Raw genomic sequence first — 20,812 nt, 5'->3', positions numbered from 1 at the left:
GGATCAGATCAGGAACAGGGTGGCGAGACCCAGGAAGGAGAGGAAGCCGACGATATCGGTCACGGTGGTAAGCAGCACCGAGCCGGCCAGCGCCGGATCGATGCCGAGCCGGGCGAGGGCCATCGGCAGCACAGTGCCGGTAAGGGCGGCGAGGATCAGGTTGATGCACATGGCCGTGGCAATCAGCAGTCCGATGTTCGCATCGTGGAACCAGAAGCCGGCAATCACTGCCACTACCCCGGCCCAGATAAGGCTGTTCAGGGTGCCCACGGCCAGTTCCTTGAGGATCAACCAGCGGGTATTCTTGCTGGAGAGCTGACCCAGGGCAATGCCGCGTATGGTCAGGGTCAGGGTCTGGCTGCCGGCAATGCCGCCCATGCTGGCGACAATCGGCATCAGTACCGCCAGCGCCACCACCTTCTCGATAGTCGCCTCGAACAGGCCGATCACCCAGGAAGCAAGCAGGGCGGTGATCAGGTTAATGCCGAGCCAGAGAGCCCGCCGCCGGGTGGAGATCCAGACCGGTGCGAACATGTCCTCGTCTTCCGAAAGACCGGCCTGGCCCATGAACTGGTGCTCGCCCTCCTCACGAATCACGTCCACCACGTCATCGATGGTGATGCGGCCGATCAGTTTGCCGTTGTCATCCACCACCGGGGCTGAGATCAGGTCATGCTGCTCGAAGCGGTTGGCCACCTTGCCGTCGTCCCAACTGGCCGGAATGCCGCGCACATCCAGGGACATCACCTCCGCCACTGTCTCATCCGGATCGTGCGTGACCAGCACGGTGAGGGGGAGAACCCCCAGGTACTTTCCATCCCGGTTGGCCACCATCAGGATATCGGTCTGCGGGGGCATCTTGTCTCTAAAGTGGCGCAGATAACGCATCACTACGTCCAGGGTCACTTCCGGGCGCACGGTGATGGTATCCGGGTTCATCAGACCGCCGGCGGTATCCTCCGGATAGGAGAGGATCGCTTCCAGCTGTTCTCTGCGCTGGTGATCCAGGGAGTCGAGGATCTCCCGGGTAATGGCCAGCGGGAGCTCCTGGACCAGGTCGGCCAGGTCGTCGGTGTCGAGTCCCTCGGTGGCGGCCAGCAGTTCTTCCGTATCCATTTTGCTGATCAGGTCGGCCCGCACCTCATCGGCGACCAGGATCAGCACCTCACCGCCGTTCTCCTCATTCACCAGACCCCAGACGATATCGCGCTGGGTGAGCGGCAACGATTCCAGCAGGTGGGCAATCTCACCGGGATGGAGGGCGTTCAGCATTCGCCTGGCTTGTTGCAGGGTGCCGCTCTCCAGGGCCGCGTGCAGGCGCTCCAGACGGGTGCTGCCAGTTTGTACAGGTACCTGATCAGACATGACTGATGTGGTTCCTCGCCAAGTGAAGGGTGGGTGGGTCAGACGGGGCCGATTCTAGCAGTTGCAGATGACAAGCGGGAGACATACGGCATGAATAAACGCGAATACCGTTTTTTCGGCCATTTTTCAGCCTGAATCAGGGGGTTCTGACTGTGAATGGTAGATGAGGGGGGATGGACAAAAACGGCGTGTGCCAGCCTTTTACCGGACCGGTGATTTCGGTTTTTACCCATCCTTGTGTGTTACGAGAGCACCGTAGGATGGGCAAAGGAGCGCAGCGACCTGCCCATCATCTAGAGATTTGATGGGCACGCAAGCTTTGCCCATCCTACGCTTTTTTTCTGTGTCTCCAGCGAGTGCTGAATAACGCTTGTTCAGTTTCCCACCGATTGAGGCGATTCAGTGCAGGGCGCAGATTTTCCCCAGCAGCTGCTCAAAATCGCTCTCGCCCAGTCGCTTCATCAGCCTGCGCGTCTGTTTGGCCAGTTTGGCCGCATCCAGTTGCAGCAATCGCTCCTTGGCGATTAACAGCGACCCCGGTTGCATGCTGAATTCCCGAAGGCCCATGCCGATCAGCAGCGGGATGTAGCGTGGATCACCGGCCATTTCACCGCACATGCTGATCGGGATACCGGCGCGCTGGCCCGCAGTGATTACCATCTGAATGAGACGCAGGATGGCGGGGTGTAACGGGTCATAGAGATAGTTTACTTCGTCGTCCACGCGGTCGATCGCCAGGGTGTACTGGATCAGGTCATTGGTGCCGATAGAGAGGAAATCCAGTTCGCGGGTGAAGGCGTCGGCGGCCAGGGCGGCGGCTGGCACCTCGATCATCCCACCCACCGGGATGTCTTTGGCGAACGGTATGCCATCGGCACTCAATGCGGCTTCGGTTTCGGCCAGCAGGGCCTTCAGTTTGCGCACCTCCTGGAGATTGGAGAGCATCGGGATCATAATCCGTACCGGCCCGTGAACGGCAGCGCGCAGGATAGCCCGCAGCTGGGGCTGGAACATTTTTGGTTCCTTCAGGCAGAGACGGATGGCGCGCAGCCCGAGTGCCGGATTGCAGCAGTAGGAAGTGCAACCGTCGACCTGTTTGTCGGCACCCAGGTCCAGGGTGCGTATGGTGATCGGGATACCGTCGAGTCCTTCCACCACCCGGCGGTAGGTCTGGTAATGCTCCTCTTCATCCGGCATGCCCTGCCGGTTCATATAGAGAAATTCGGTACGGTAGAGGCCGACGGCATCGGCCTGAAGTTCCCGGGTGGTTTCAATATCCTCCGGGAGTTCGATATTGGCCATCAGATGTACCCGCACACCCTCACGGGTGGTGGCGGCCTTGCCGATCAGGTTGCGTAATTGGGTGGCCCGGCTCTGGGCGGCGCTGATCCGCTGTTGATAATGGGCGAGGGTGGCCTGATCGGCATCTGCCAATATTACTCCCTGCTCTCCATCCACCACCACGGTTTCACCCTGGTGCAGCAACCGGGTGATGCTGTGCACACCAACAACCGCCGGTATATCGAGACTGCGGGCCAGAATGGCTGTATGGGACATGGGGCCGCCAAACTCGGTAATGAAGGCGGCGATTCCCTGATGGCGCATCACAATGGTGTCGGCCGGGGTGAGGTCCTGGGCCAGGATCACCTTGCCACTGAGGTTGTCGTTGCTCTCATCATCCAGATCCAGCAGGGCCATCTGGATCTGATTCACCACATGTTCCACATCATCCTTGCGTGTTCTCAGGTAGGGATCATCCATGGTGTCGAACACCTGCACCAGGGATTCCCGCTGCAACTGCAGTGCCCACTCAGCGGCGTAGGCGTGCTTGCGGATCAACTTGATCGGTACCTCCACCAGGGCCGCGTCATTCATCATCAGGAGGTGGGTGTCAATGAAGGCGATAATGTCAGAGCGGGTGTTGCCGGGGATTTTCTGACGTATCTCATGAAGCCTTTCCCTGGCGCCGTTCACCGCCAGTTGGAAGCGTTTGATCTCGGCCGGGACATCGGCGGTATCAATCATACGCGGGCTGATTTCCAGCAGGCCGCGCTGCAGGATATGGGCCTCGCCGATGGCGATGCCCCGGGTGATGCCTATACCGTTACCGGCAAAGGTCATTCGGGCTCTCCGAAGCGGTCATTGACCAGGGCCTCGAGGGCATTGGCTGCCTCGATTTCATCATCGCCCTCGGTGGTGAGTGTCAACTCCGTACCCTGGCTGGCTGCCAGCATCATCACCTCCATAATGCTTTTTCCGTTGGCCGGTTTGGCGTCTCGGATCAGCTGGATGGTGCTGCTGTATTGTCCCGCCTCGGTGATGAACTTGGCCGCGGCGCGGGCATGCAGTCCCAGTCGATTGATAATTGTAATCTGCTTTGTGACCATAAAAAGCTCAAATCGCCCATGCCAAGGGGAAACAATATCGCACAATCCGTGCCGGTAACAAACCATCCATCTCACATGGCACCGAAGCCTGGATGAAGCCGCTCCCGGTGAAACCGACATCACCACCTGTGCTCAAGGTGGTGTAATCCGGGAGTGGCCGCCGTGCCATGCGCCGGATTCCGCCCGTTAGGAATTGCCTGTCTGCGGGCTTTCGTGGGCTGGGCTTTATCCAGGCTGCAAACTGCCTATTGGGTTAATTCGGTGCCTTCTCCTCCCGTGGCAGGTCCCGATGACGGGTCTGAATCTGCCGGCCATGGGCGCGGAAATGGATGGCCAGTTGCTCCACCAGATAGACCGAGCGGTGTTGTCCGCCGGTGCAGCCGATAGCGATGGTCAGATAGCTTCGCCCCTCGGTTTCAAAACGGGGTATCCACTGTTCCAGGAATTGGGCCAGATCCGCTTGATAATGCTTCACGTCATTGCTCGCACCGAGGAATGCCTGCACAGCCTCGTCTTTTCCGGTGAGCTGGCGCAGCGTCGGCTGCCAATGAGGATTAGGGAGGCAGCGTGCGTCGTAGACAAAGTCCGCATCCCGGGGTACACCCTGCTTGAAACCGAAGGATTGAAACAGCAGGGAAATCTTGGTATCCAGCCGCTCGGTGATGCGGGAACGGATCAGGTGCCGCAGCTCATGCAGAGTGGTCTGACTGGTGTCGATGCGGATGTCGGCAACGTTGAGGAACGGCGCCATCAGTTCCCGTTCGTAGCTGATCGCTTCCGCCAGCGGACGTGCGCCACCGGTCAGGGGATGACGCCGCCGGGTCTCACTGAAGCGTTTGATCAGGGTCTCGTCCTGTGCTTCGAGGAAAATAACCTCAAAGCGAATCTTCTCCGCTTTCAGCGGCTGCAGCAGTGTGGAGATGCTTTCAAATTCGGTGGGCGTATTGCGTGAATCAATACTGATGGCGACCAACTGGAATCGCTTGTCCTGTCGTTTGACCAGCTCGCCGGCTAATGCAGGCAGCAGAAATACCGGCAGATTGTCGATACAGTAGTAGCCTTCATCTTCCAGGGTATGGAGTGCGACACTTTTTCCAGAACCGGAGAGTCCGGTGATGATGGCCAGCTTCATAGGGTCTCCGTTACCTCTGATTACACGATGGATGGCAGAAAAGCGTGTCGGCAGCGAAAACAGAGATCCTCTGTAGGCGGCCAGGGATCAGCCGCTGGCGCTTATCGGCATCGGTTCCTGTTGTATGAACTCCTGTAGCAGTGTCTCGCTGTCCCGGGCTTTTCTGAGTTTCTGGCAGAATGCTTCGTCACTGAACAGAGTGGCCAGTTTTGCCAGGAGTTGCAGATGTTCTTCTGTCGCCTCTTCCGGTACCAGGAGGCCGAACACCAGGTCGACCGGTTGCTGGTCTATAGCGTCGAAATCGGCGCCGGACTGGAGCTGGATGAAGGCGCCCCGGGCCTCCGTGACACCGGCAACACGGGCGTGGGGCAGTGCTATGCCATGCCCCAGCCCGGTGCTGCCCAATCGCTCCCGCTCAAGCAGTTTGTCGAACACAGTACCCTGGTTGAGCTCCTCCGAGGAAGAGGCCAGCAGTCCGGCTATCTCTTCGAGTACGCGCTTTTTACTGGCGGCCGGATTCGCGGCGCTGATGCGTTCGGCAGTAATGAAATTTGCGGGAAACATGATTTTGCCTGTTGATTAGATTTCGGCGTTGGCGGGATCGATTCCCTTCATGCCTACACCATTGCGATGGTTGGTGCTTTTCTCCTTGAGCTTTTTCACCTGACGGTCGATTTTATCCACCAGACCGTCGATGGCGGCATACATATCCTCTTCTTCACAGTCGGCAAAGACATCGGCGCCATTCACATGGAGAGTAGCTTCCGCCTTCTGGCGCAGTTTCTCAACACTCAGGATGACATGGATCTTGGTGACATGATCAAAGTGCCGTTCCAGGCGCTCGAATTTTGTTTCGACATAGTTGCGCATGGCTTCGGTGATGTCCACATGATGACCGGTGATGCTGATTTGCATGATTTGCTCCTTGGTTACTGGCCTCTAGACGAGGCGCTTTCGCTCGTTTGATGGCGGGATCGCCATGGACTCGCGGTATTTTGCTACCGTCCGCCGTGCGACCTGAATGCCCTGATCGGCGAGTATGCTCGCCAGTTTGTTGTCGCTGAGTGGCTTGTTCGGCTTCTCGGCAGCGACCAGTTTCTTGATCAGTGCGCGTATCGCGGTGGCGGAACACTCTCCGCCTCCAGCCGTGCTGACATGGCTGGAGAAGAAATACTTGAATTCCAGCGTACCCCGGGGGGTATGCATATATTTTTGCGTGGTGACCCTGGATATGGTGGATTCATGCAGCTCCAGGGCCTCGGCGATGTCCCTCAATACCAGGGGCTTCATCGCCTCTTCGCCGTGCTCGAAGAATCCGCGCTGCAGTTCGACAATCTTGGTGGCCACGCGCAACAGCGTTTCATTGCGGCTCATCAGACTTTTGATAAACCAGCGCGCTTCCTGCAGATGATTCTTCAGGTAGTTGTTGTCGTCGCTGTTGTCGGCGCGCCGGATCAGCCGCGCGTATTCCGGGTTAACCCGGAGTTTGGGGGCGGCATCAGCGTTCAGATCCACATGCCAGACGCCATCCCGGCGGGTCACGAATACGTCGGGAATGACATATTGGGGTTCGGTTTCGGCCACCAGGCTGCCGGGGCGCGGTATCAGCGAGCGGATCAGCTGATTAATCGATTTCAGGGTGTCGTCATCAATCTTCAGCTTGCGTTTGATCTGGTTATGATCCTGCTGGGCCAGCAGGTCGAAGTGATTGTTGATCAGCTGAGTGGTCAGGGCCATGCACGGATGGGGATCCGTCAGCTGACTTAGCTGGATCAGCAGGCACTCCCTCAGGTCACGCGCGCCCACGCCGGGTGGATCAAATTGCTGAATCCGGTGCAGCACCGCTTCGATCTCATCCAGCTCAACCTCGTCAGCGGACATGCTGACAAGAATCTCGTTCAGATCCATCCTCAGGTAACCGTCTTCATCGATGCCGTCAATGATTGAGACGGCAATCTCGCGGTCCAGATCGCTGAACGGGGTCAGGTTCAACTGCCAGGTGAGATAGTCATAGAGGGTGCGGGCACTGCGGCGCTGGGCCAGGTAGTCACTGTCGCCGGCGTCCCGGGATGCCAGTCCGGAAGAGGGTGGTAGCGTGCTGTCGTAGACATCGTCCCAGCCGCTGTCCACCGGCAGCTCTTCCGGTATGGAGTTTGCCTCGCCGTTGACCTCTTTTTCGTTGTTGAGGTCATTGCTGCTGGCCTTGTCCCCTTTCAGGCCATCGCCATTGAGCCGCTCGATGGTGCGCTCTTGTTCATTCCCACGGGCCTCTTCGCGGGCGCTGTTCTCCTCTTCGGTCTCCAGCATCAGGTTGGAGTCGAGCGCCTCCTGAATCTCCTGCTTGAGATCCAGCGTAGAGAGTTGCAGCAAGCGGATGGCCTGCTGCAACTGCGGCGTCATGGTGAGATGTTGGCCAAGGCGAAGCTGGAGCGTTTGCTTCATGCGGGTATCTGGATCTGGTACGTAATTTGTATGGTTTTCACAGTTTCATTCTAGCGTAAAAAATCACCAGACGCACAAGGAGAAAATGGTTTATTGCCGTCAATCAACTGATGATCAACTCTAGAGACTGAACTCTTTTCCCAGGTAGACGGAGCGCACTTCCTGATTGGCCAGAATCTGCTCCGGTTCGCCCTCCGCCAGCACCTTGCCTTCGCTGATAATATAGGCGCGCTGACAGATGCCGAGGGTCTCCCGGACATTGTGATCGGTGATCAGTACGCCGATCCCCCGGGATGAGAGTGTACGGATAATATTCTGTATGTCCTTGACCGAGATCGGGTCGATACCGGCGAATGGTTCGTCAAGCAGTATGAAGCGGGGCTCCATGGCCAGTGATCGGGCGATCTCCAGGCGGCGACGTTCACCCCCGGAGAGACTCATCGCCTGGTTGTTGCGCAGATGGGTGAGGTTAAAGTCCACCAGCAGTGCTTCGCAGGCCTCGATCTGTTCCGGGCGTCGCAGATCCTTGCGGGTCTCCAGGATGGCGAAAATATTATTGAATACGGTCAGCTTGCGGAAGATGGAGGGTTCCTGGGCCAGATAACCCAGGCCGAGGCGCGCCCGGGCGTGCATCGGCAGGGCAGTGATGTCATGACCGTCTATGCGGATGGTTCCACCTTCCGAGGGAACCAGTCCGGCAATCATGTAGAAGCAGGTGGTCTTGCCGGCGCCGTTGGGTCCCAGCAGCCCCACCACTTCACCGCTCAAAACGTTCAGGGAGACACCGTTCACCACGGCGCGGCGGCGATAGTGTTTCGCCAGATTGTCAGCAGCCAGCAGGGTCATGGATCGATTACTTTTTTCCACCGATGGTGACCTTGACGCGCTCTTTGCCCTTGGCGCTGGCACCTGCCTTCACTACCGCCCGGGCGCGATCATAGATGATCCGGTCGCTCTTGAAGGTGTCCTGACCCTGGGTGAGTACGGCGTCACCGATCATATTGATGATTTCGCTGTTGGCAGAGTACTCGGTCTTCTTGGCGCGGCCCTTGATAGTGCCCTTGCCGTCTTCAGTATCCTGCTGAAAAGTGACCGGCTTGCCGACCGCCTCGATCTGATCAGTCTCGTTCTGGCGCTGGGTAACTGTTACCTTGTCGGCCTTGATAATGATGCTTCCCTGGGTCAGTTCCACATTGCCTTTATAGGTACTGATGCCGCTTCGGTCATCGATATCGACCGCGTCGGCCTCGATATAGATGGGTTGGTCCTTGTCCGACTGCAGGGCGGATACAACTCCCGGCAGTATCAGCAGCAGGGCAATGGCGAACCAGCGCCGGCCAGTGTGATGGGGCTTAGGGATTGACTTCATAGCGTCCTCGTACATTGGCAAGTAGTTTGATGCGGATTGGCTGCTGGAGCCATATCTGCATGCCTTTGGCGTCGATGTGGTCCTTGTTGCTGCGGACGTTCACTTCAGCGTCGGTCTCCACGTAGTTGTCGCCCGGCTGCACGCGCAGATCCCGGGTTCTGATACGCATCGGGCGTACCCCAAGTGCCGCAGAACGGTCGATTTTAACCGCACCCTGCAAAAGAAGCACCTCCCCATCCCCCGATAGCCAGCCAGTTTCGGAGTTGACCCGCCAGGGCGGCCGGTCCAGGTCATACAGGGTGAGGCGGGGTAACTTCAATTCGGTACTGTCGTCGTCCATAAAATGGGTCATGCGTTCGGCAACCAGGCGTTTGCCTGGTTTGCCGGAGAGATCCATCAAGGTGGAGTCAACCCCTTCCAGGTAGTAATCGGCCCTGTGTTCACGGGTGGTGTACCCCGGATCTTCCGCTGTGTTCTGTCTGGACAGCCAGAAGGTGCCCGCGACAAGTAGCAGCAGGATGCCGCCGATCATCAGGTTTTTCTGATCGATCATAAGGCGTTGCTTCCCGCCAGCGGTACCGGGGTGATCGATGCTTTACTTGAGATATTTTTCAAATGCCTGCTCCAGGGTTCCCTGCGCCTCCATCAGCATTTCGCAGATCTCGCGTGCCGCCCCACGGCCACCACCGGCCAAAGTCTGCCAGTGGGCATGTTGTTTTACCAGCGGGTGGGCGTCCTGTACGGTAATCGCCAACCCGACCTGACGCATGATGGGCAGGTCGACCACGTCATCACCCACATAGGCAATCTGTTCATTTTTGAGGCCCAGTTTGTCCCGCAGCTCTTCGAAGGCCGGGACCTTGTGGCGTTGTCCCTGATAGACATCGCGGATACCCAGGCTCTCCATGCGAATGGTTACTACGTTGGAGGTGCGTCCGGTGATAATGCCGATCTCCACGCCGCTCTTCTGCAGCAGCTTCATGCCAAGGCCATCCTTGGAGTTGAACGCCTTGTACTCCTGCCCGTCATCCCCCAGGTAGAGGCCGCCGTCGGTCAGGACCCCGTCCACATCAAAGATAATCAGGCGGATCTGTTTCGCCCGGTTCAGGATCTCCTGCATCTTTTAAATCTTTCCTACCGCATTAAGTAAGTTGCCACAAGGCATTCATCGCTCAGACGATGCCCGCCAGCAACAGGGTGTGCATATTCAGGGCGCCGATCGGTATCTGCCGGTCATCCACTATAAACAGGGAGTTGATCTTCTTCTCCTGCATGATTTTCAGCACCTCGGCTGCCAGCATGTCGGCTCTGGCCGTGGTGCTGCCGTGGGTCATGACGTCGGTTATCAGGCAGTTACGTATATCGATCGGCCGGTCAAGGGTGCGGCGCAGGTCGCCATCCGTATAGATCCCGGCGAGACGACCCTGTTCATCAATTATCGCCGTCATGCCCAGCCCCTTCCTGGTCATCTCCAGCAATGCATCTTTAAGGCTCGCCCGGTCGGACACCCGGGGTATCTGTTCGCCCGTTACCATGACATCACTCACCATCAGCAGTAGCCGGCGACCAAGACTGCCGCCGGGATGGGAGCGGGCAAAATCCTGCTCGGTGAAGCCCCGCGCCTCCAGTAGCGCGATGGCCAGCGCATCCCCCATGGCCAGGGTGGCGGTGGTGCTGGATGTGGGTGCCAGATTGAGTGGGCAGGCCTCCTGTGCCACGCTGACGTCGATATGGACATCAGCCTGCTGGGCCAGGTTGGATTGAGGATTACCCGTCATGGCAATCAACGGGACGCCCAGGCGCTTGATCAGCGGCAGGATGGTGAGCAGCTCGCTGGTCTCTCCCGAGTTGGAGAGGGCCAGTACCACATCCTTGGCGGTGATCATGCCCAGATCGCCATGGCTGGCCTCGCCCGGGTGGACAAAGAAGGCCGGACTTCCGGTGCTGGCCAGGGTAGCGGCGATTTTGCTGCCGATGTGGCCCGATTTACCCATGCCGGTCACCACGATACGGCCTTCACAGTTCAGCATAATGCCGCAGGCATGGGCAAAATCGCCATTGATCCGATCAGATAGCGCCTGGATGGCTGATGCTTCGTTATGAATCACCGCCAGTCCCAGGGCCTGGAGTTTTTTTGCCTCTTCGGGAGAGGGCTTGCAGTCCTTGTTCATGTGGCTTGCTGCTCTACTGTCTGTTGATATGCCGCGGGTTCAGCGGCCTTGACACTGCCGGTGTGCATGAAGAGTACCCCCTGATAGGCGAGAAAGGCCAGTACCAGCAGGAATCCTTCAATCCGGTTGATGCGCCCGGTACCGCCGAAGCCGTAACTGATGATAAACAGCGCCAGCGTCAGACCGATCATCATCGGCATGTCCCGGGTCAATACCAGCGGATCGAACGGGCCGGGGGCAATCAGTCCCGGCACCGCCAGGACCGCCAGCAGATTGTACATATTGGAGCCGATGACATTACCGATGGCAATATCGTGCTCATTCTTCAGGGCGCTGGCGATACTGGCTGCCAGTTCCGGCAGGCTGGTGCCCAAGGCGACGATGGTCAGGCCGATAATCAGGTCGCTGACGCCGTAGGCGGTGGCAATATTGACTGCACCCCAGACCAGGATGCGGGAGCTGAACAGCAGCAGGGCCAGGCCTAGACTGAAGTTGACCACCGCCCTGGCGGTGGTCATCGCCTCGGGCAGTTCGTCCAGGATCTCGGCGGTTATCGGGTCGCTGGCGAGACTGCGCATGCCAATGCGCACCATGGCGAAGAGCATCGCCACCAGCCCCACCAGCAGGACCATGCCATCGATTCTCCCCAGGGTGCCATCCAGCATCAGCAGCAGGGTGCCAAGACAGACCGCCAGCAGGATGGGATATTCCCGGCGCAGGGTATCCGATTGGACATTCAAGGGGGCAATCAGGGCGGTGATACCCAGGATCAGACCGATATTGGCGATGTTGGAACCGAGAGAGTTACCGATGGCCAGTCCGGTGTTTCCCTGCACGGCGGCCATGCCGGAGACCAGTATCTCGGGGGCCGATGTTCCGAAACCGACAATGGTGAGTCCGATGATCATCGGCGGCAGCCCCAGATTGCTGGCAATGCCGGACGCGCCGATGACAAACCGGTCGGCACCCCAGACCAGCAGGGTAATACCGGCAATGATGGCAACAATATCTAACAGCATAAAGAGAGTCGTGGGGGACGATATGGTTAAAATTCAACAGCTTTTTTTAGCGCAGGCATTGTTTCAGACCTTGCCCGGATTGTCCAAGCCTCTTGCTGCCGGAGCGTGCCGGTTACAGTCTGGTCGGGCAGATCCTCTGCCGGGCTTATTCCGCCCGGTTGCGGACGATGCCGCAACGATTGCAGCGGTAGCGACTGACCAGCCGGCCCTGCTTGACATCGAATACCTGGGACTGATCAAGTGTCCATTTGTGGTGGCCGTTGCGGCAAAGTGTATTGCCCTTGTGGCGTTCGCTGGCGCGGATCTTTTTGAACGGGAGTATGTTGCCCATTTCAGTCGATGTAGAAATCCTGGGACAAGGTGGCGTCGATCGGGCGTGAGCTGCCTTCAGGGGTCACTTCAAGCATGAAATTCAAGGTCTCCCCGTCGACGATGGGAAAATCCCCGATGTAGTAGATGGCATCCGCCTCGCGGATCTCCCGGAGGTCTATGCCATGGCGCCTGCCGATCAGATTCAATGCGTAGGCCGACACCTTGGCCGTCACCGGCTGACCGGTCGTGCCCGGGACATCCCGGATTACGCTGATATTCAGCAGCCCACGGTACTTGCTGCGCACAATCCGGTAATTGCTTGCCACCTCGGGGCTCAGCAGCGCCGTTGGAATGGCGTTGTGATGGATGGTGTAACCGTTGGCCCGGGTACTGTTTTCGGCAGCCACCAATGTGGCGGTAAGCAGCAGTAGCAGGGTGACGGCAATCGTGGAAATCCGGACTCGCATGGTGCTGCCTCTCTTCTGGGTCCATCGGTGTGAGGGGTAACTCATTCTGTCTTAAAGGATAGCGCTAAAGCGCCTTTATGAAAATGCGCTGCTGGCAGCAGTTGATTCTGGCGGACTGGCTCAACTGGCGGTTTTTCTGGTCGATACCAGTTTGGGTTTCGGTCGCGCCTCTTCCGCCAGCGGATAGCTGGTATTCAACGTATTGTGGATATTTCGTAAAATGGTCAGCTGCTTAGCCACTGCATTGTGCTGATTCTTCAGTTCAGTCACCCTGGAGTCCAGGGTGTCCCGGGAGCGGCTGATCTTCTGCAGGTCCAGCAGGCGGCGTTCCATCTGTTCCTTGTGTTCGCGGATCTGGAAGGTGAGGGGTTCCAATGCGGTGCTGAGCCAGCTGTCCACTTCCTGTCTGGCCTGGAAGAAGATATCCTTGGCCCGACTCACCATGGCAACAAAGAACCGCTTCACAACGAAGTGTTTTTCGGTCATGGCGGTAACCGGGCTCTTGCGGAAAATTTCCGCCTCCTGATAGAGCATCTCCAGCTCAACCCGGTAACGCATGATAGAGAACATCTTCGGTTGCACCACGGAGAAGCCGTGCTCATTCTGAAACCGCCGATAGATACTGCGGATCAGCTTGCGTGCCTGCTCGCTCTGTTCCACCACCACCTGCATATCGCTGCGCATGCCGTCGAACAGGCTGCGCATGCTTGATTTGAGGCCGAGAGTGGTCCAGTTGTCCGCCATGGTGTTGTGGGTTGCGGTGATGGAGCGCTCCAGTTTTTTCAGATCCAGGGCGTCCCGCAGCGTAGTGGCCTGCTCTTTCAGGATTTTGCGGCTGGCCTGGAAGCTGTTGACGTTGCGCATGTAGTCCGCCTGTTCGGCGCGGGTTTTGGTCATCATGTGTTCGATCACTTCCTGACTTTTACCGCTGAGCTGGCGCAGTTCATCCAGTTGTGCCTGGATGCCGTTAAGTTTGGTGGCGACAATGCCGCGGGTGTTTTCGACCATCTGGCTGATTTCGGCCGTCACCGTATCCTTGATGATCTCCTGGCGTGAGTCGAGGATATCGTTTGACAGGTAGTGCTCCAGATTCAGCAGGCGACTCTGCTCCATTAACTTGTCGTCACCCTTGATCTTACCCAGCAGGCCCTTGTGGGCAGAGACAGGGAATATCGCCTTGCGGTTGACCCCAAGTATCTGGGCGGTGTGATTGCGCTGGCGGCTGATGGCGTCATTGATACTCGTCTCATCCTGTAGTTCATCCCAGAGCGTGTCGATCTTGTTCAGCACCACGATCAGGCCGCGCTGGCGACTGCGCTGAAAGCCCTTGATATGGTTCTGCCACATCTCGAGATCACTGCGGGTGACGCCGGCATCGGCGGCCAGTACGAACAGCACCGCCTGGGCGGAGGGGAGCATCTTCAGGGTCAGTTCCGGCTCGCTGCCCAGGGCATTGAGTCCCGGGGTGTCGAGGATGGTCAACCCCTGTTTCAACAAGGGATGGGGGAAGCTGATCATGGCATGACGCCACTTGGGTATCTCGACGAAATCGGGGGGCCGGCTCTGATTGGGGTGCTGCTGGGGGTCATACATGCCCAGGCGAACCGCCTCGGCCAAAGTGACCTTGCGGGTCTTGACCACCTCCTGCAGGCAATCTTCGACCTGATCCGCCGAGTCCAGGTTCAGCGGATAGGTCACCCAGAGCGCCGGTTTACGCTTCAGATCGCGAATGCTGGTGTCCTGCAGACGGGTTTCGATCGGCAACAGCCGGACATAGGATTGGTCTGCCTGCTGATCATAGAACAGCTCGGTTGGGCACATGGTGGTGCGGCCGGCGGTGGAGGGGAGGAGGCGGCGGCCAAAGTCAGAGAAAAAAATGGCGTTGATCAACTCGGTCTTGCCGCGGGAGAACTCGGCCACGAACGCGATGGTCAAACGATCACTATAGAGCGATGCCAGGCACTCCCGGATGCGTTTTTCACTCTCATCCGTCGCCAGGCGATGTTTGCTCAACCAGCTGTAGTAGAGCTTGACCGTACGAATAATATCCGCTTTCCATTGCTCGTAGGCCTTCAACTGTGTTTCCAGTCGCGATCGCTCCACAGGACGCTCCTTCTGTTTTTATTGGCCGATCTTACTACAGGGTTGGCTGAGGTTTCGAGAAATTATAGGTAGTTTCACGGCTACTGCGTTGAAATTTCAAATAAACCGCAGGTGTTTTTTATGGTTTTGTGAGGGAGATTGGGAATTTGCGCGGCCCCTGGATGCGGAATCCCTTGTTTTTGCAGCTGTCACCACTGATCAGGCTGACCTGCTCCCGGCTGACCCCGAAGGCCTTGGCCAGGAAACGCAACAGGTGCTCGTTGGCCTTGCCCTCCACGGGTGGAGCAGTGATGCGCACCTTGTACTGGTCACCGTAAGGGCCGACAAACTGATCTCTCCCCGCCCTGGGCTGCACCCGCAGGCGAAGCAGCAGGTCATCCCCCTCCCAGCGATACCAGTCAGCGCTCAAGATGGCCATCGTCCCCGGTCAAAGGAGCAGGCCTGCGGTTAACATCTGCAATGGAGGGATCAGCAGCATTTTCAATAGTTGCAGCGCCACCAGTACCGCCATGGGAGAGAGGTCGATGCCGCCAATGGGCGGGATCAGGCGCTGGGCCGGTCTCAGCAGGGGTGCCGTGATGCTCTGGATCAGGTCAGTGGCAGGGCTGTAGCTGCCCGGATTGACCCAGCTCAGGATCACCTGGATCAGAATGGCAATCAGGAAGAAGTTAATAGCCAGACTGATCAGCTCAGGTATGGCGATGGCCATGGCGGCGAGAGGTTGGACCCCCGTTCCCGAGACCAGCATGATCAGGATCAGTTCCAGGGTCTTGAGCAGGATCATTAGTACGATCGAGGCGATGTCGATACCGCCCATCCCGGGGATGACCCGACGCAGTGGACGCAACAGCGGCGTGGTCATCTTGACCGTGAACTGGGAGATCGGATTGTAAAAGTTGGCCCGCACCAGTTGCAGGATGAAGCGCAGCATCACCACCAGAATCATCAGGTCAAAGATGACCTGGATCAGGAACGCCAGCGGATCGGTCAGGTAATTGCTGCCCATCAGTGATTCCCCAACATCTCTGACAGCTCCCGGGAGCGTTCACAGGCACCGCTAATGGCTTCTTCGAACAGGGTCCTGAGATTGCCCTGTTCCAGAATCGACAGGGCCCGCTCGGTGGTGCCGCCCGGCGAGGTGACCTTCTGTCTCAGGGTTGCCGGGCCGTCGCTGCTTTCGATGGCCATGCGCGCCGCACCGAGGGCGGTCTGGATGGTGAGCAGGCGGGCCGTATCGGCGGGCAGGCCGTTGCTGATGGCGGCTGCCTCCATCGCCTCCATGACCAGGAAAAAGTAGGCGGGGCCACTGCCGGAGAGGGCGGTGGCGATATCCATCAAGGCTTCGTTGTCGACCCAGCGGGTCAGCCCCACCGCGCGCAGAATGGATTCCGCCAGATCCCGTTGTGCCTCTGATACGCCACGGCCGGCATGCAGCACGGTGGCGCCGGCCTGCAGCATGGCGGGTGTGTTGGGCATGGTGCGTACCAGGGCGATGTCGCCGCCCAGCCATGCCTGCATGTCCGCCTCCCGGATGCCTGCAGCGATCGATACCAGCAAGGGCTGCCGCTGCTGCACGGCTTGCCGTATCTCATCACATATCCGCTCCAGTACCTGGGGCTTTACCGCCAGTACCACTACATCCGCCCGCTGGATGGCAGTGCCGTTGTCCGTCGCTGACTGGATGCCGAAGCGCGCCGAGAGATCGGCCAGTTTGCCACTGTCAGGGTCGCTGGCAATAATTCTTTTCGGGTCGTAGCCATCGGCGACCAGGCCGCCGATCAGGCTGGTGGCCATATTGCCGGCGCCGATAAATGTGATGGTCTTGCTGCTCATGTCAGTCATCGTAGTTGGTTGTTGTGGTTGATTTGACCCTATATCCTAGCGCATTCGGATCGGCTGATATATGCCGGATCATGACTGGTCGGGATAGTGTCTCGGGCCAAAGATGGCGGTACCGATACGTACCATGGTCGAGCCTTCCGCAACGGCCGCCTCAAGATCATCCGTCATCCCCATGGAGAGCATGGTGAGCGGTAATTCAGCGCTGGCCAGTTCATCCCTGAGCTCCCTCAGTTGCCTGAATGGCTTCCGTTGGGCATCAAACTGCTCCGAAGGCGCCGGGAGGGTCATCAGCCCCTGCAGCGAGAGCCTGGGGTAGTGGTGCATCGCTTTGACCAGTTCTCGCGCCTCATCTGGCCGGATGCCTGCCTTGCTCTCTTCTTCGTCTATCTTGATCTGCAGACAGATTTTAAGAGGAGCCAACGACCCTGGACGCTGGTCATTCAGGCGTCTCAGCTGTTTGGCACTGTCGATACTGTGAACCCAGTCGAAGTTTTCCGCTATGGCTCGTGTCTTGTTTCCCTGTATCCTGCCGATAAAGTGCCACTCGAGAGCCAGATTGCCGAGCTGTTCGATTTTGTCGAGGGCCTCCTGGATATAGCTCTCGCCAAACCGGTGTTGCCCGGCCTCGACGGCCTGGAGAATATCTTCCACAGGGCGGGTTTTACTAACAGCCAGCAGTTGCACCGTACCGGCGTCGCGATGGTACTTCTGTTCAGCCTGTTGGATCTGCTGTCTGACGGATTCGAGCCGGGATTGGATAGAGGGCATGATCTTGATAGGCCTGTGTGTCTATAATGGGTTGGTAATGGGGTGCGGTTGCAGCTTGGATATTAAAACAAATAAATACCAGTTTCCCCAATAGCGGCCGCTAATCCGTAAACGGCAGGCACAACCGGGGCAGTGGGGATAGTGTCACGGCGTGCCATACAGATAACAAAATAACGGGAGAAGTGTTGTATGGATATTGCTGAGCTTCTTGCCTTCAGCGTCAAGCATGAGGCTTCGGACTTACATATTTCGGCGGGATTGCCACCCATGATTCGGGTGGACGGGGATATTCGCCGGATTAATGTACCGGCACTGGACCACAAGATCGTTCATGGTCTGGTCTATGACATCATGAACGACAAGCAACGGAAAGATTACGAGGAGTTTCTGGAAACGGACTTCTCCTTCGAGATACCGGGTCTTGCCCGTTTTCGTGTCAATGCCTTCAATCAGGATCGCGGTGCTTCCGCGGTTTTCCGTACCATTCCGTCGAAGGTGCTGACGCTGGAAGATCTGGGTTGTCCGGAAACTTTCAAGGATATTGTCAATGTGCCACGCGGGCTGGTGCTGGTGACCGGGCCCACCGGTTCGGGTAAATCCACCACGCTGGCGGCGATGATGGATTACAAGAACGACAATGAGTATGCCCATATCCTCACCATCGAGGATCCGATCGAGTTTGTACACACCAGCAAGAAGTGCCTGATCAACCAGCGTGAAGTGCACCGGGATACCCTGGGTTTTTCCGAGGCGTTGCGTTCGGCACTGCGTGAGGACCCGGATATTATTCTGGTCGGTGAGCTGCGTGACCTGGAGACCATCCGGTTGGCGTTGACGGCGGCCGAGACCGGACACCTGGTGTTCGGTACCCTGCATACCAGTTCGGCGGCCAAGACCATCGATCGTATTATCGATGTGTTCCCGGCCGGTGAGAAATCGATGGTCCGCTCCATGCTGTCGGAATCGCTGCGATCAGTGATCGCCCAGACCCTGCTGAAGAAGGTAGGGGGTGGCCGTACCGCCGCCTGGGAGATCATGGTCGGTACGCCGGCGATCCGCAACCTGATCCGCGAGGACAAGGTGGCGCAGATGTACTCGGCGATCCAGACCGGACAGGCCCATGGCATGCAGACGCTGGATCAGCATCTGCAGGAGCTGGTGAAGAAGGGAATGATCAGTCGGCTGGATGCACGTTCCAAGGCGATGAACAAAGAGATATTCAGTAGTTAATGCATGCGTGAATCATGGAGCCGGTGGAAATCGGTAGCGAGGATAAAGTGGACTTTAATGCAATCTTGAATCTGATGGCCCAGAAAAAGGCCTCCGACCTCTTTATTACCGCGGGCATGCCGCCCTGCATCAAGGTCAATGGCCGTATCATGCCGGTGGCCAAGACCAAGTTCAGCGATGAGCAGTCCAGGGAGCTGGTGATGAGCATCATGTCGCCGGCCCAGCGGGAAGAGTTTAACCAGACCAATGAGTGTAACTTTGCGGTCAGCTCCAAGGGGGCGGGCCGGTTCAGGGTCAGTGCCTTCGTGCAGCGGGATGCCGTCGGCATGGTGCTGCGGCGTATCGAGACCCGTATCCCGGAGATCCATGATCTGCTGTTGCCCCCCATATTGAAGGAGCTGGCAATGGCCAAGCGGGGGATTGTGTTCTTTGTCGGTGCCACGGGAACGGGCAAGTCCACCTCGCTGGCGTCCCTGGTGGGATACCGGAATCGCAACAGTTCAGGCCATGTCATCACCATTGAGGACCCGATCGAGTTTATCCACAATCATGACGGCTGCATCATTACCCAGCGCGAGGTGGGTATAGATACAGAGTCCTATGAAGTGGCGCTGAAGAACACCCTGCGTCAGGCGCCGGACGTGATCCTGATTGGTGAGATCCGCACCAGGGAAACCATGGAGCATGCGATTGCATTCGCGGAAACCGGCCACCTGGTGCTCTCCACGCTGCATGCCAACAATGCCAACCAGGCACTGGACCGGATGATCAATTTCTTCCCGGAAGATCGCCGTGACCAGGTGTTCATGGACCTCTCGCTGAATCTGCGGGCGGTTATCGCCCAGCAGTTGGTTCGCCGTCCGGATGGCAAGAGCCGCCGGCCGGTGGTGGAGATCCTGGTGAATACCCCCCTGGCATCCGACCTGATCCGCAAGGGTGAGGTGCACAAGCTGAAGGAACTGATGAAGCGCTCCACCGAGCAGGGCATGGTCACCTTCGATCAGGCGCTCTACAAGCTCTATACCGACGGCGAGATCACCTATGAAGATGCCATCCTGTATGCCGACTCGGCCAACGAGGTGCGTCTGATGATCAAGCTGGGAGGGGGTGATGCGGAGCGCCATGCGGCGAGGATGAATACGGTCTCACTGCTGGATGAGGAAGATATCTAGGGGTTCGTTCCTCACCCCAACCTACGAAACTGCGAGCGTCGGAACCCAACCTACGTCACCTTGAGATCCCGGGAGCCCCTCGTTCCCACGCTCCGCGTGGGAATGCATCGGGATGCGGGATCGGTTCCCGCCTGCTGTGGCCGGCTCTCAGGACGGAAACACCGCGCGCGCGTCGAACACCGGCCCATCCACGCAGACCCGCTTCATGGCAGGACCCTGGCCAGTCTGCACCTCTACTACGCAACCGGCGCAACCGCCCACGCCGCATGCCATGAACTCTTCCAGCGAGACCTGACAGGGGAGGCTGAATTCACCTGCCAGCCGCGCCACGCTCTCCAGCATCGGATGGGGCCCGCAGGAGAAGATCTCCACTTGGGCCAGTTCATCCGCAGGTAATGCCTGTAGCCAGTGACGCGCCAGATCGGTCACGTAGCCTTCGTGGCAGCCGGGGAAACCCTGCAGGCTGGCCAGCCGGCTCGGTATGTGCCAGTCATCCAGCAGCGGCATGCTGGCGATGACCCCGTCCGGCATCTCTGGCATCAGCAGGGCCGAAGGCTGGGGCTTGAAGGGGAAAGGCACCTCGGAGCCGAGGATCACCAGCGGTTTGAACTCGGCATTGCCCGCCAGTGCCTGCGCAATAAAAACCATCGGTGGCATGCCGACCCCGCCGCCGATCAGCAGCGGCCGGGAGCGCTCCGGATTGAACTTGAAAGGGACACCGATGGGGCCGAGAACGCTGATCCGCTCGCCCGGTTTGCGTCGGGCCAGCAGGCGGGTGCCTTCACCCACGGCCTTGTACAGGAATTCCACCCAGCCCTGCTCTGCCGAGGTGCGCATGATGGAAATCGGTCGGCGCAGCGGCCTGGAGCTGTCGCACTGGATATGGGCGAAACTGCCGGGCAGCGCCTTTTCAGCACAGCGGGGCGCCCGCAGGCGGAGAATGTATTGATCGCCTTCGAACGCCTGGTGGGAGATGATCTCCGCCTCTTCCAGGAAGATGGTGTCTCTGTGGGGTCTGCTGTCTGTCATGTGC

At 58.3% G+C, this 20,812-nt stretch carries 23 protein-coding genes; 2 read left to right on the top strand and 21 right to left on the bottom strand.

The features are described 5' to 3' along the window. Positions 1 to 3: 3 nt before the first annotated feature. From mgtE to A3GO_RS0110645, 20 genes are all read right to left on the bottom strand, one after another. Positions 4 to 1,365, bottom strand: coding sequence for a magnesium transporter (gene mgtE, locus A3GO_RS0110740; RefSeq protein ID WP_029133402.1), 1,362 nt, complete (start codon positions 1,363 to 1,365; stop codon positions 4 to 6). Positions 1,366 to 1,764: 399 nt separating this feature from the next. Next, positions 1,765 to 3,486 (bottom strand): phosphoenolpyruvate--protein phosphotransferase, encoded by a 1,722-nt coding sequence (ptsP, locus tag A3GO_RS0110735; protein WP_029133401.1) that lies wholly within the window; start codon positions 3,484 to 3,486, stop codon positions 1,765 to 1,767. Beyond that, positions 3,483 to 3,752, bottom strand: coding sequence for an HPr family phosphocarrier protein (locus A3GO_RS0110730; protein WP_029133400.1), 270 nt, complete (start codon positions 3,750 to 3,752; stop codon positions 3,483 to 3,485). The genes ptsP and A3GO_RS0110730 overlap by 4 nt, the downstream gene beginning before the upstream one ends. Positions 3,753 to 4,005: 253 nt before the next feature. Next, positions 4,006 to 4,884 carry an RNase adapter RapZ gene (gene rapZ / locus A3GO_RS0110725; protein ID WP_037375145.1) on the bottom strand — a complete coding sequence of 293 codons (879 nt, stop codon included), beginning with the start codon at positions 4,882 to 4,884 and terminating at the stop codon, positions 4,006 to 4,008. 87 nt (positions 4,885 to 4,971) lie between these two features. Further along, positions 4,972 to 5,448 carry a PTS IIA-like nitrogen regulatory protein PtsN gene (gene ptsN, locus A3GO_RS23560; protein WP_037375144.1) on the bottom strand — a complete coding sequence of 159 codons (477 nt, stop codon included), beginning with the start codon at positions 5,446 to 5,448 and terminating at the stop codon, positions 4,972 to 4,974. Positions 5,449 to 5,463: 15 nt separating this feature from the next. Continuing rightward, positions 5,464 to 5,799, bottom strand: a complete 336-nt coding sequence (gene hpf / locus A3GO_RS0110715; RefSeq protein WP_029133398.1) for a ribosome hibernation-promoting factor, HPF/YfiA family — start codon at positions 5,797 to 5,799, stop codon at positions 5,464 to 5,466. A 24-nt stretch (positions 5,800 to 5,823) separates the two neighbouring features. Beyond that, positions 5,824 to 7,326, bottom strand: coding sequence for an RNA polymerase factor sigma-54 (locus A3GO_RS0110710; RefSeq protein WP_029133397.1), 1,503 nt, complete (start codon positions 7,324 to 7,326; stop codon positions 5,824 to 5,826). A gap of 120 nt (positions 7,327 to 7,446) precedes the next feature. After that, positions 7,447 to 8,172, bottom strand: coding sequence for an LPS export ABC transporter ATP-binding protein (gene lptB, locus A3GO_RS0110705; RefSeq protein WP_029133396.1), 726 nt, complete (start codon positions 8,170 to 8,172; stop codon positions 7,447 to 7,449). Between the two features lie 7 nt (positions 8,173 to 8,179). Continuing rightward, complete coding sequence (gene lptA / locus A3GO_RS0110700; protein ID WP_051302168.1) at positions 8,180 to 8,695, bottom strand: lipopolysaccharide transport periplasmic protein LptA; 516 nt, start codon at positions 8,693 to 8,695, stop codon at positions 8,180 to 8,182. Next, positions 8,679 to 9,248 (bottom strand): LPS export ABC transporter periplasmic protein LptC, encoded by a 570-nt coding sequence (lptC, locus tag A3GO_RS0110695; protein ID WP_051302166.1) that lies wholly within the window; start codon positions 9,246 to 9,248, stop codon positions 8,679 to 8,681. The genes lptA and lptC overlap by 17 nt, the downstream gene beginning before the upstream one ends. Positions 9,249 to 9,290: 42 nt before the next feature. Continuing rightward, on the bottom strand, positions 9,291 to 9,815 hold the full coding sequence (gene kdsC, locus A3GO_RS0110690; RefSeq protein ID WP_029133393.1) for a 3-deoxy-manno-octulosonate-8-phosphatase KdsC: 525 nt from the start codon (positions 9,813 to 9,815) through the stop codon (positions 9,291 to 9,293). Between the two features lie 52 nt (positions 9,816 to 9,867). Then, entirely contained in the window at positions 9,868 to 10,866 is a 999-nt protein-coding gene (locus A3GO_RS0110685; RefSeq protein ID WP_029133392.1) for a KpsF/GutQ family sugar-phosphate isomerase, read from the bottom strand. Then, the gene (locus tag A3GO_RS23555; protein ID WP_051302164.1) at positions 10,863 to 11,885 is read right to left on the bottom strand and encodes a calcium/sodium antiporter; all 1,023 of its coding nucleotides are present in this window, start codon (positions 11,883 to 11,885) and stop codon (positions 10,863 to 10,865) included. The genes A3GO_RS0110685 and A3GO_RS23555 overlap by 4 nt, the downstream gene beginning before the upstream one ends. 145 nt (positions 11,886 to 12,030) lie before the next feature. After that, the gene (locus A3GO_RS0110675) at positions 12,031 to 12,216 is read right to left on the bottom strand and encodes a hypothetical protein (RefSeq protein ID WP_029133391.1); all 186 of its coding nucleotides are present in this window, start codon (positions 12,214 to 12,216) and stop codon (positions 12,031 to 12,033) included. 1 nt (position 12,217) lies between these two features. After that, positions 12,218 to 12,664, bottom strand: coding sequence for a DUF4426 domain-containing protein (locus A3GO_RS0110670; RefSeq protein ID WP_029133390.1), 447 nt, complete (start codon positions 12,662 to 12,664; stop codon positions 12,218 to 12,220). Positions 12,665 to 12,784: 120 nt separating this feature from the next. Further along, entirely contained in the window at positions 12,785 to 14,767 is a 1,983-nt protein-coding gene (locus A3GO_RS23550; protein WP_037375142.1) for a dynamin family protein, read from the bottom strand. 118 nt (positions 14,768 to 14,885) lie between these two features. Further along, on the bottom strand, positions 14,886 to 15,176 hold the full coding sequence (locus tag A3GO_RS0110660; RefSeq protein WP_029133389.1) for a DUF167 family protein: 291 nt from the start codon (positions 15,174 to 15,176) through the stop codon (positions 14,886 to 14,888). A gap of 18 nt (positions 15,177 to 15,194) precedes the next feature. Beyond that, positions 15,195 to 15,773 (bottom strand): YggT family protein, encoded by a 579-nt coding sequence (locus tag A3GO_RS0110655; RefSeq protein ID WP_211245090.1) that lies wholly within the window; start codon positions 15,771 to 15,773, stop codon positions 15,195 to 15,197. Beyond that, on the bottom strand, positions 15,773 to 16,600 hold the full coding sequence (gene proC / locus A3GO_RS0110650; RefSeq protein WP_029133387.1) for a pyrroline-5-carboxylate reductase: 828 nt from the start codon (positions 16,598 to 16,600) through the stop codon (positions 15,773 to 15,775). The genes A3GO_RS0110655 and proC overlap by 1 nt, the downstream gene beginning before the upstream one ends. Before the next feature lie 78 nt (positions 16,601 to 16,678). Then, positions 16,679 to 17,377, bottom strand: a complete 699-nt coding sequence (locus A3GO_RS0110645) for a YggS family pyridoxal phosphate-dependent enzyme (RefSeq protein WP_029133386.1) — start codon at positions 17,375 to 17,377, stop codon at positions 16,679 to 16,681. 189 nt (positions 17,378 to 17,566) lie between these two features. Here A3GO_RS0110645 and A3GO_RS0110640 point away from each other — a divergent pair, with 189 nt between their 5' ends. Both A3GO_RS0110640 and A3GO_RS0110635 read left to right on the top strand, forming a co-directional pair. After that, positions 17,567 to 18,607: a type IV pilus twitching motility protein PilT gene (locus A3GO_RS0110640; RefSeq protein WP_029133385.1), complete on the top strand. Its 1,041-nt coding sequence runs from the start codon at positions 17,567 to 17,569 to the stop codon at positions 18,605 to 18,607. A 14-nt stretch (positions 18,608 to 18,621) separates the two neighbouring features. Beyond that, positions 18,622 to 19,779 carry a PilT/PilU family type 4a pilus ATPase gene (locus A3GO_RS0110635; RefSeq protein ID WP_418064555.1) on the top strand — a complete coding sequence of 386 codons (1,158 nt, stop codon included), beginning with the start codon at positions 18,622 to 18,624 and terminating at the stop codon, positions 19,777 to 19,779. Between the two features lie 147 nt (positions 19,780 to 19,926). On the opposite strand, the gene A3GO_RS0110630 is transcribed toward A3GO_RS0110635, so the two are convergent. Continuing rightward, the gene (locus A3GO_RS0110630) at positions 19,927 to 20,808 is read right to left on the bottom strand and encodes a dihydroorotate dehydrogenase electron transfer subunit (RefSeq protein WP_029133383.1); all 882 of its coding nucleotides are present in this window, start codon (positions 20,806 to 20,808) and stop codon (positions 19,927 to 19,929) included. Between the last annotated feature and the right edge of the window lie 4 nt (positions 20,809 to 20,812).

This window comes from Sedimenticola selenatireducens DSM 17993, assembly GCF_000428045.1.
Lineage (GTDB): Bacteria > Pseudomonadota > Gammaproteobacteria > Chromatiales > Chromatiaceae > Sedimenticola > Sedimenticola selenatireducens.
This window is presented reverse-complemented; position numbering and strand designations above follow the sequence as displayed.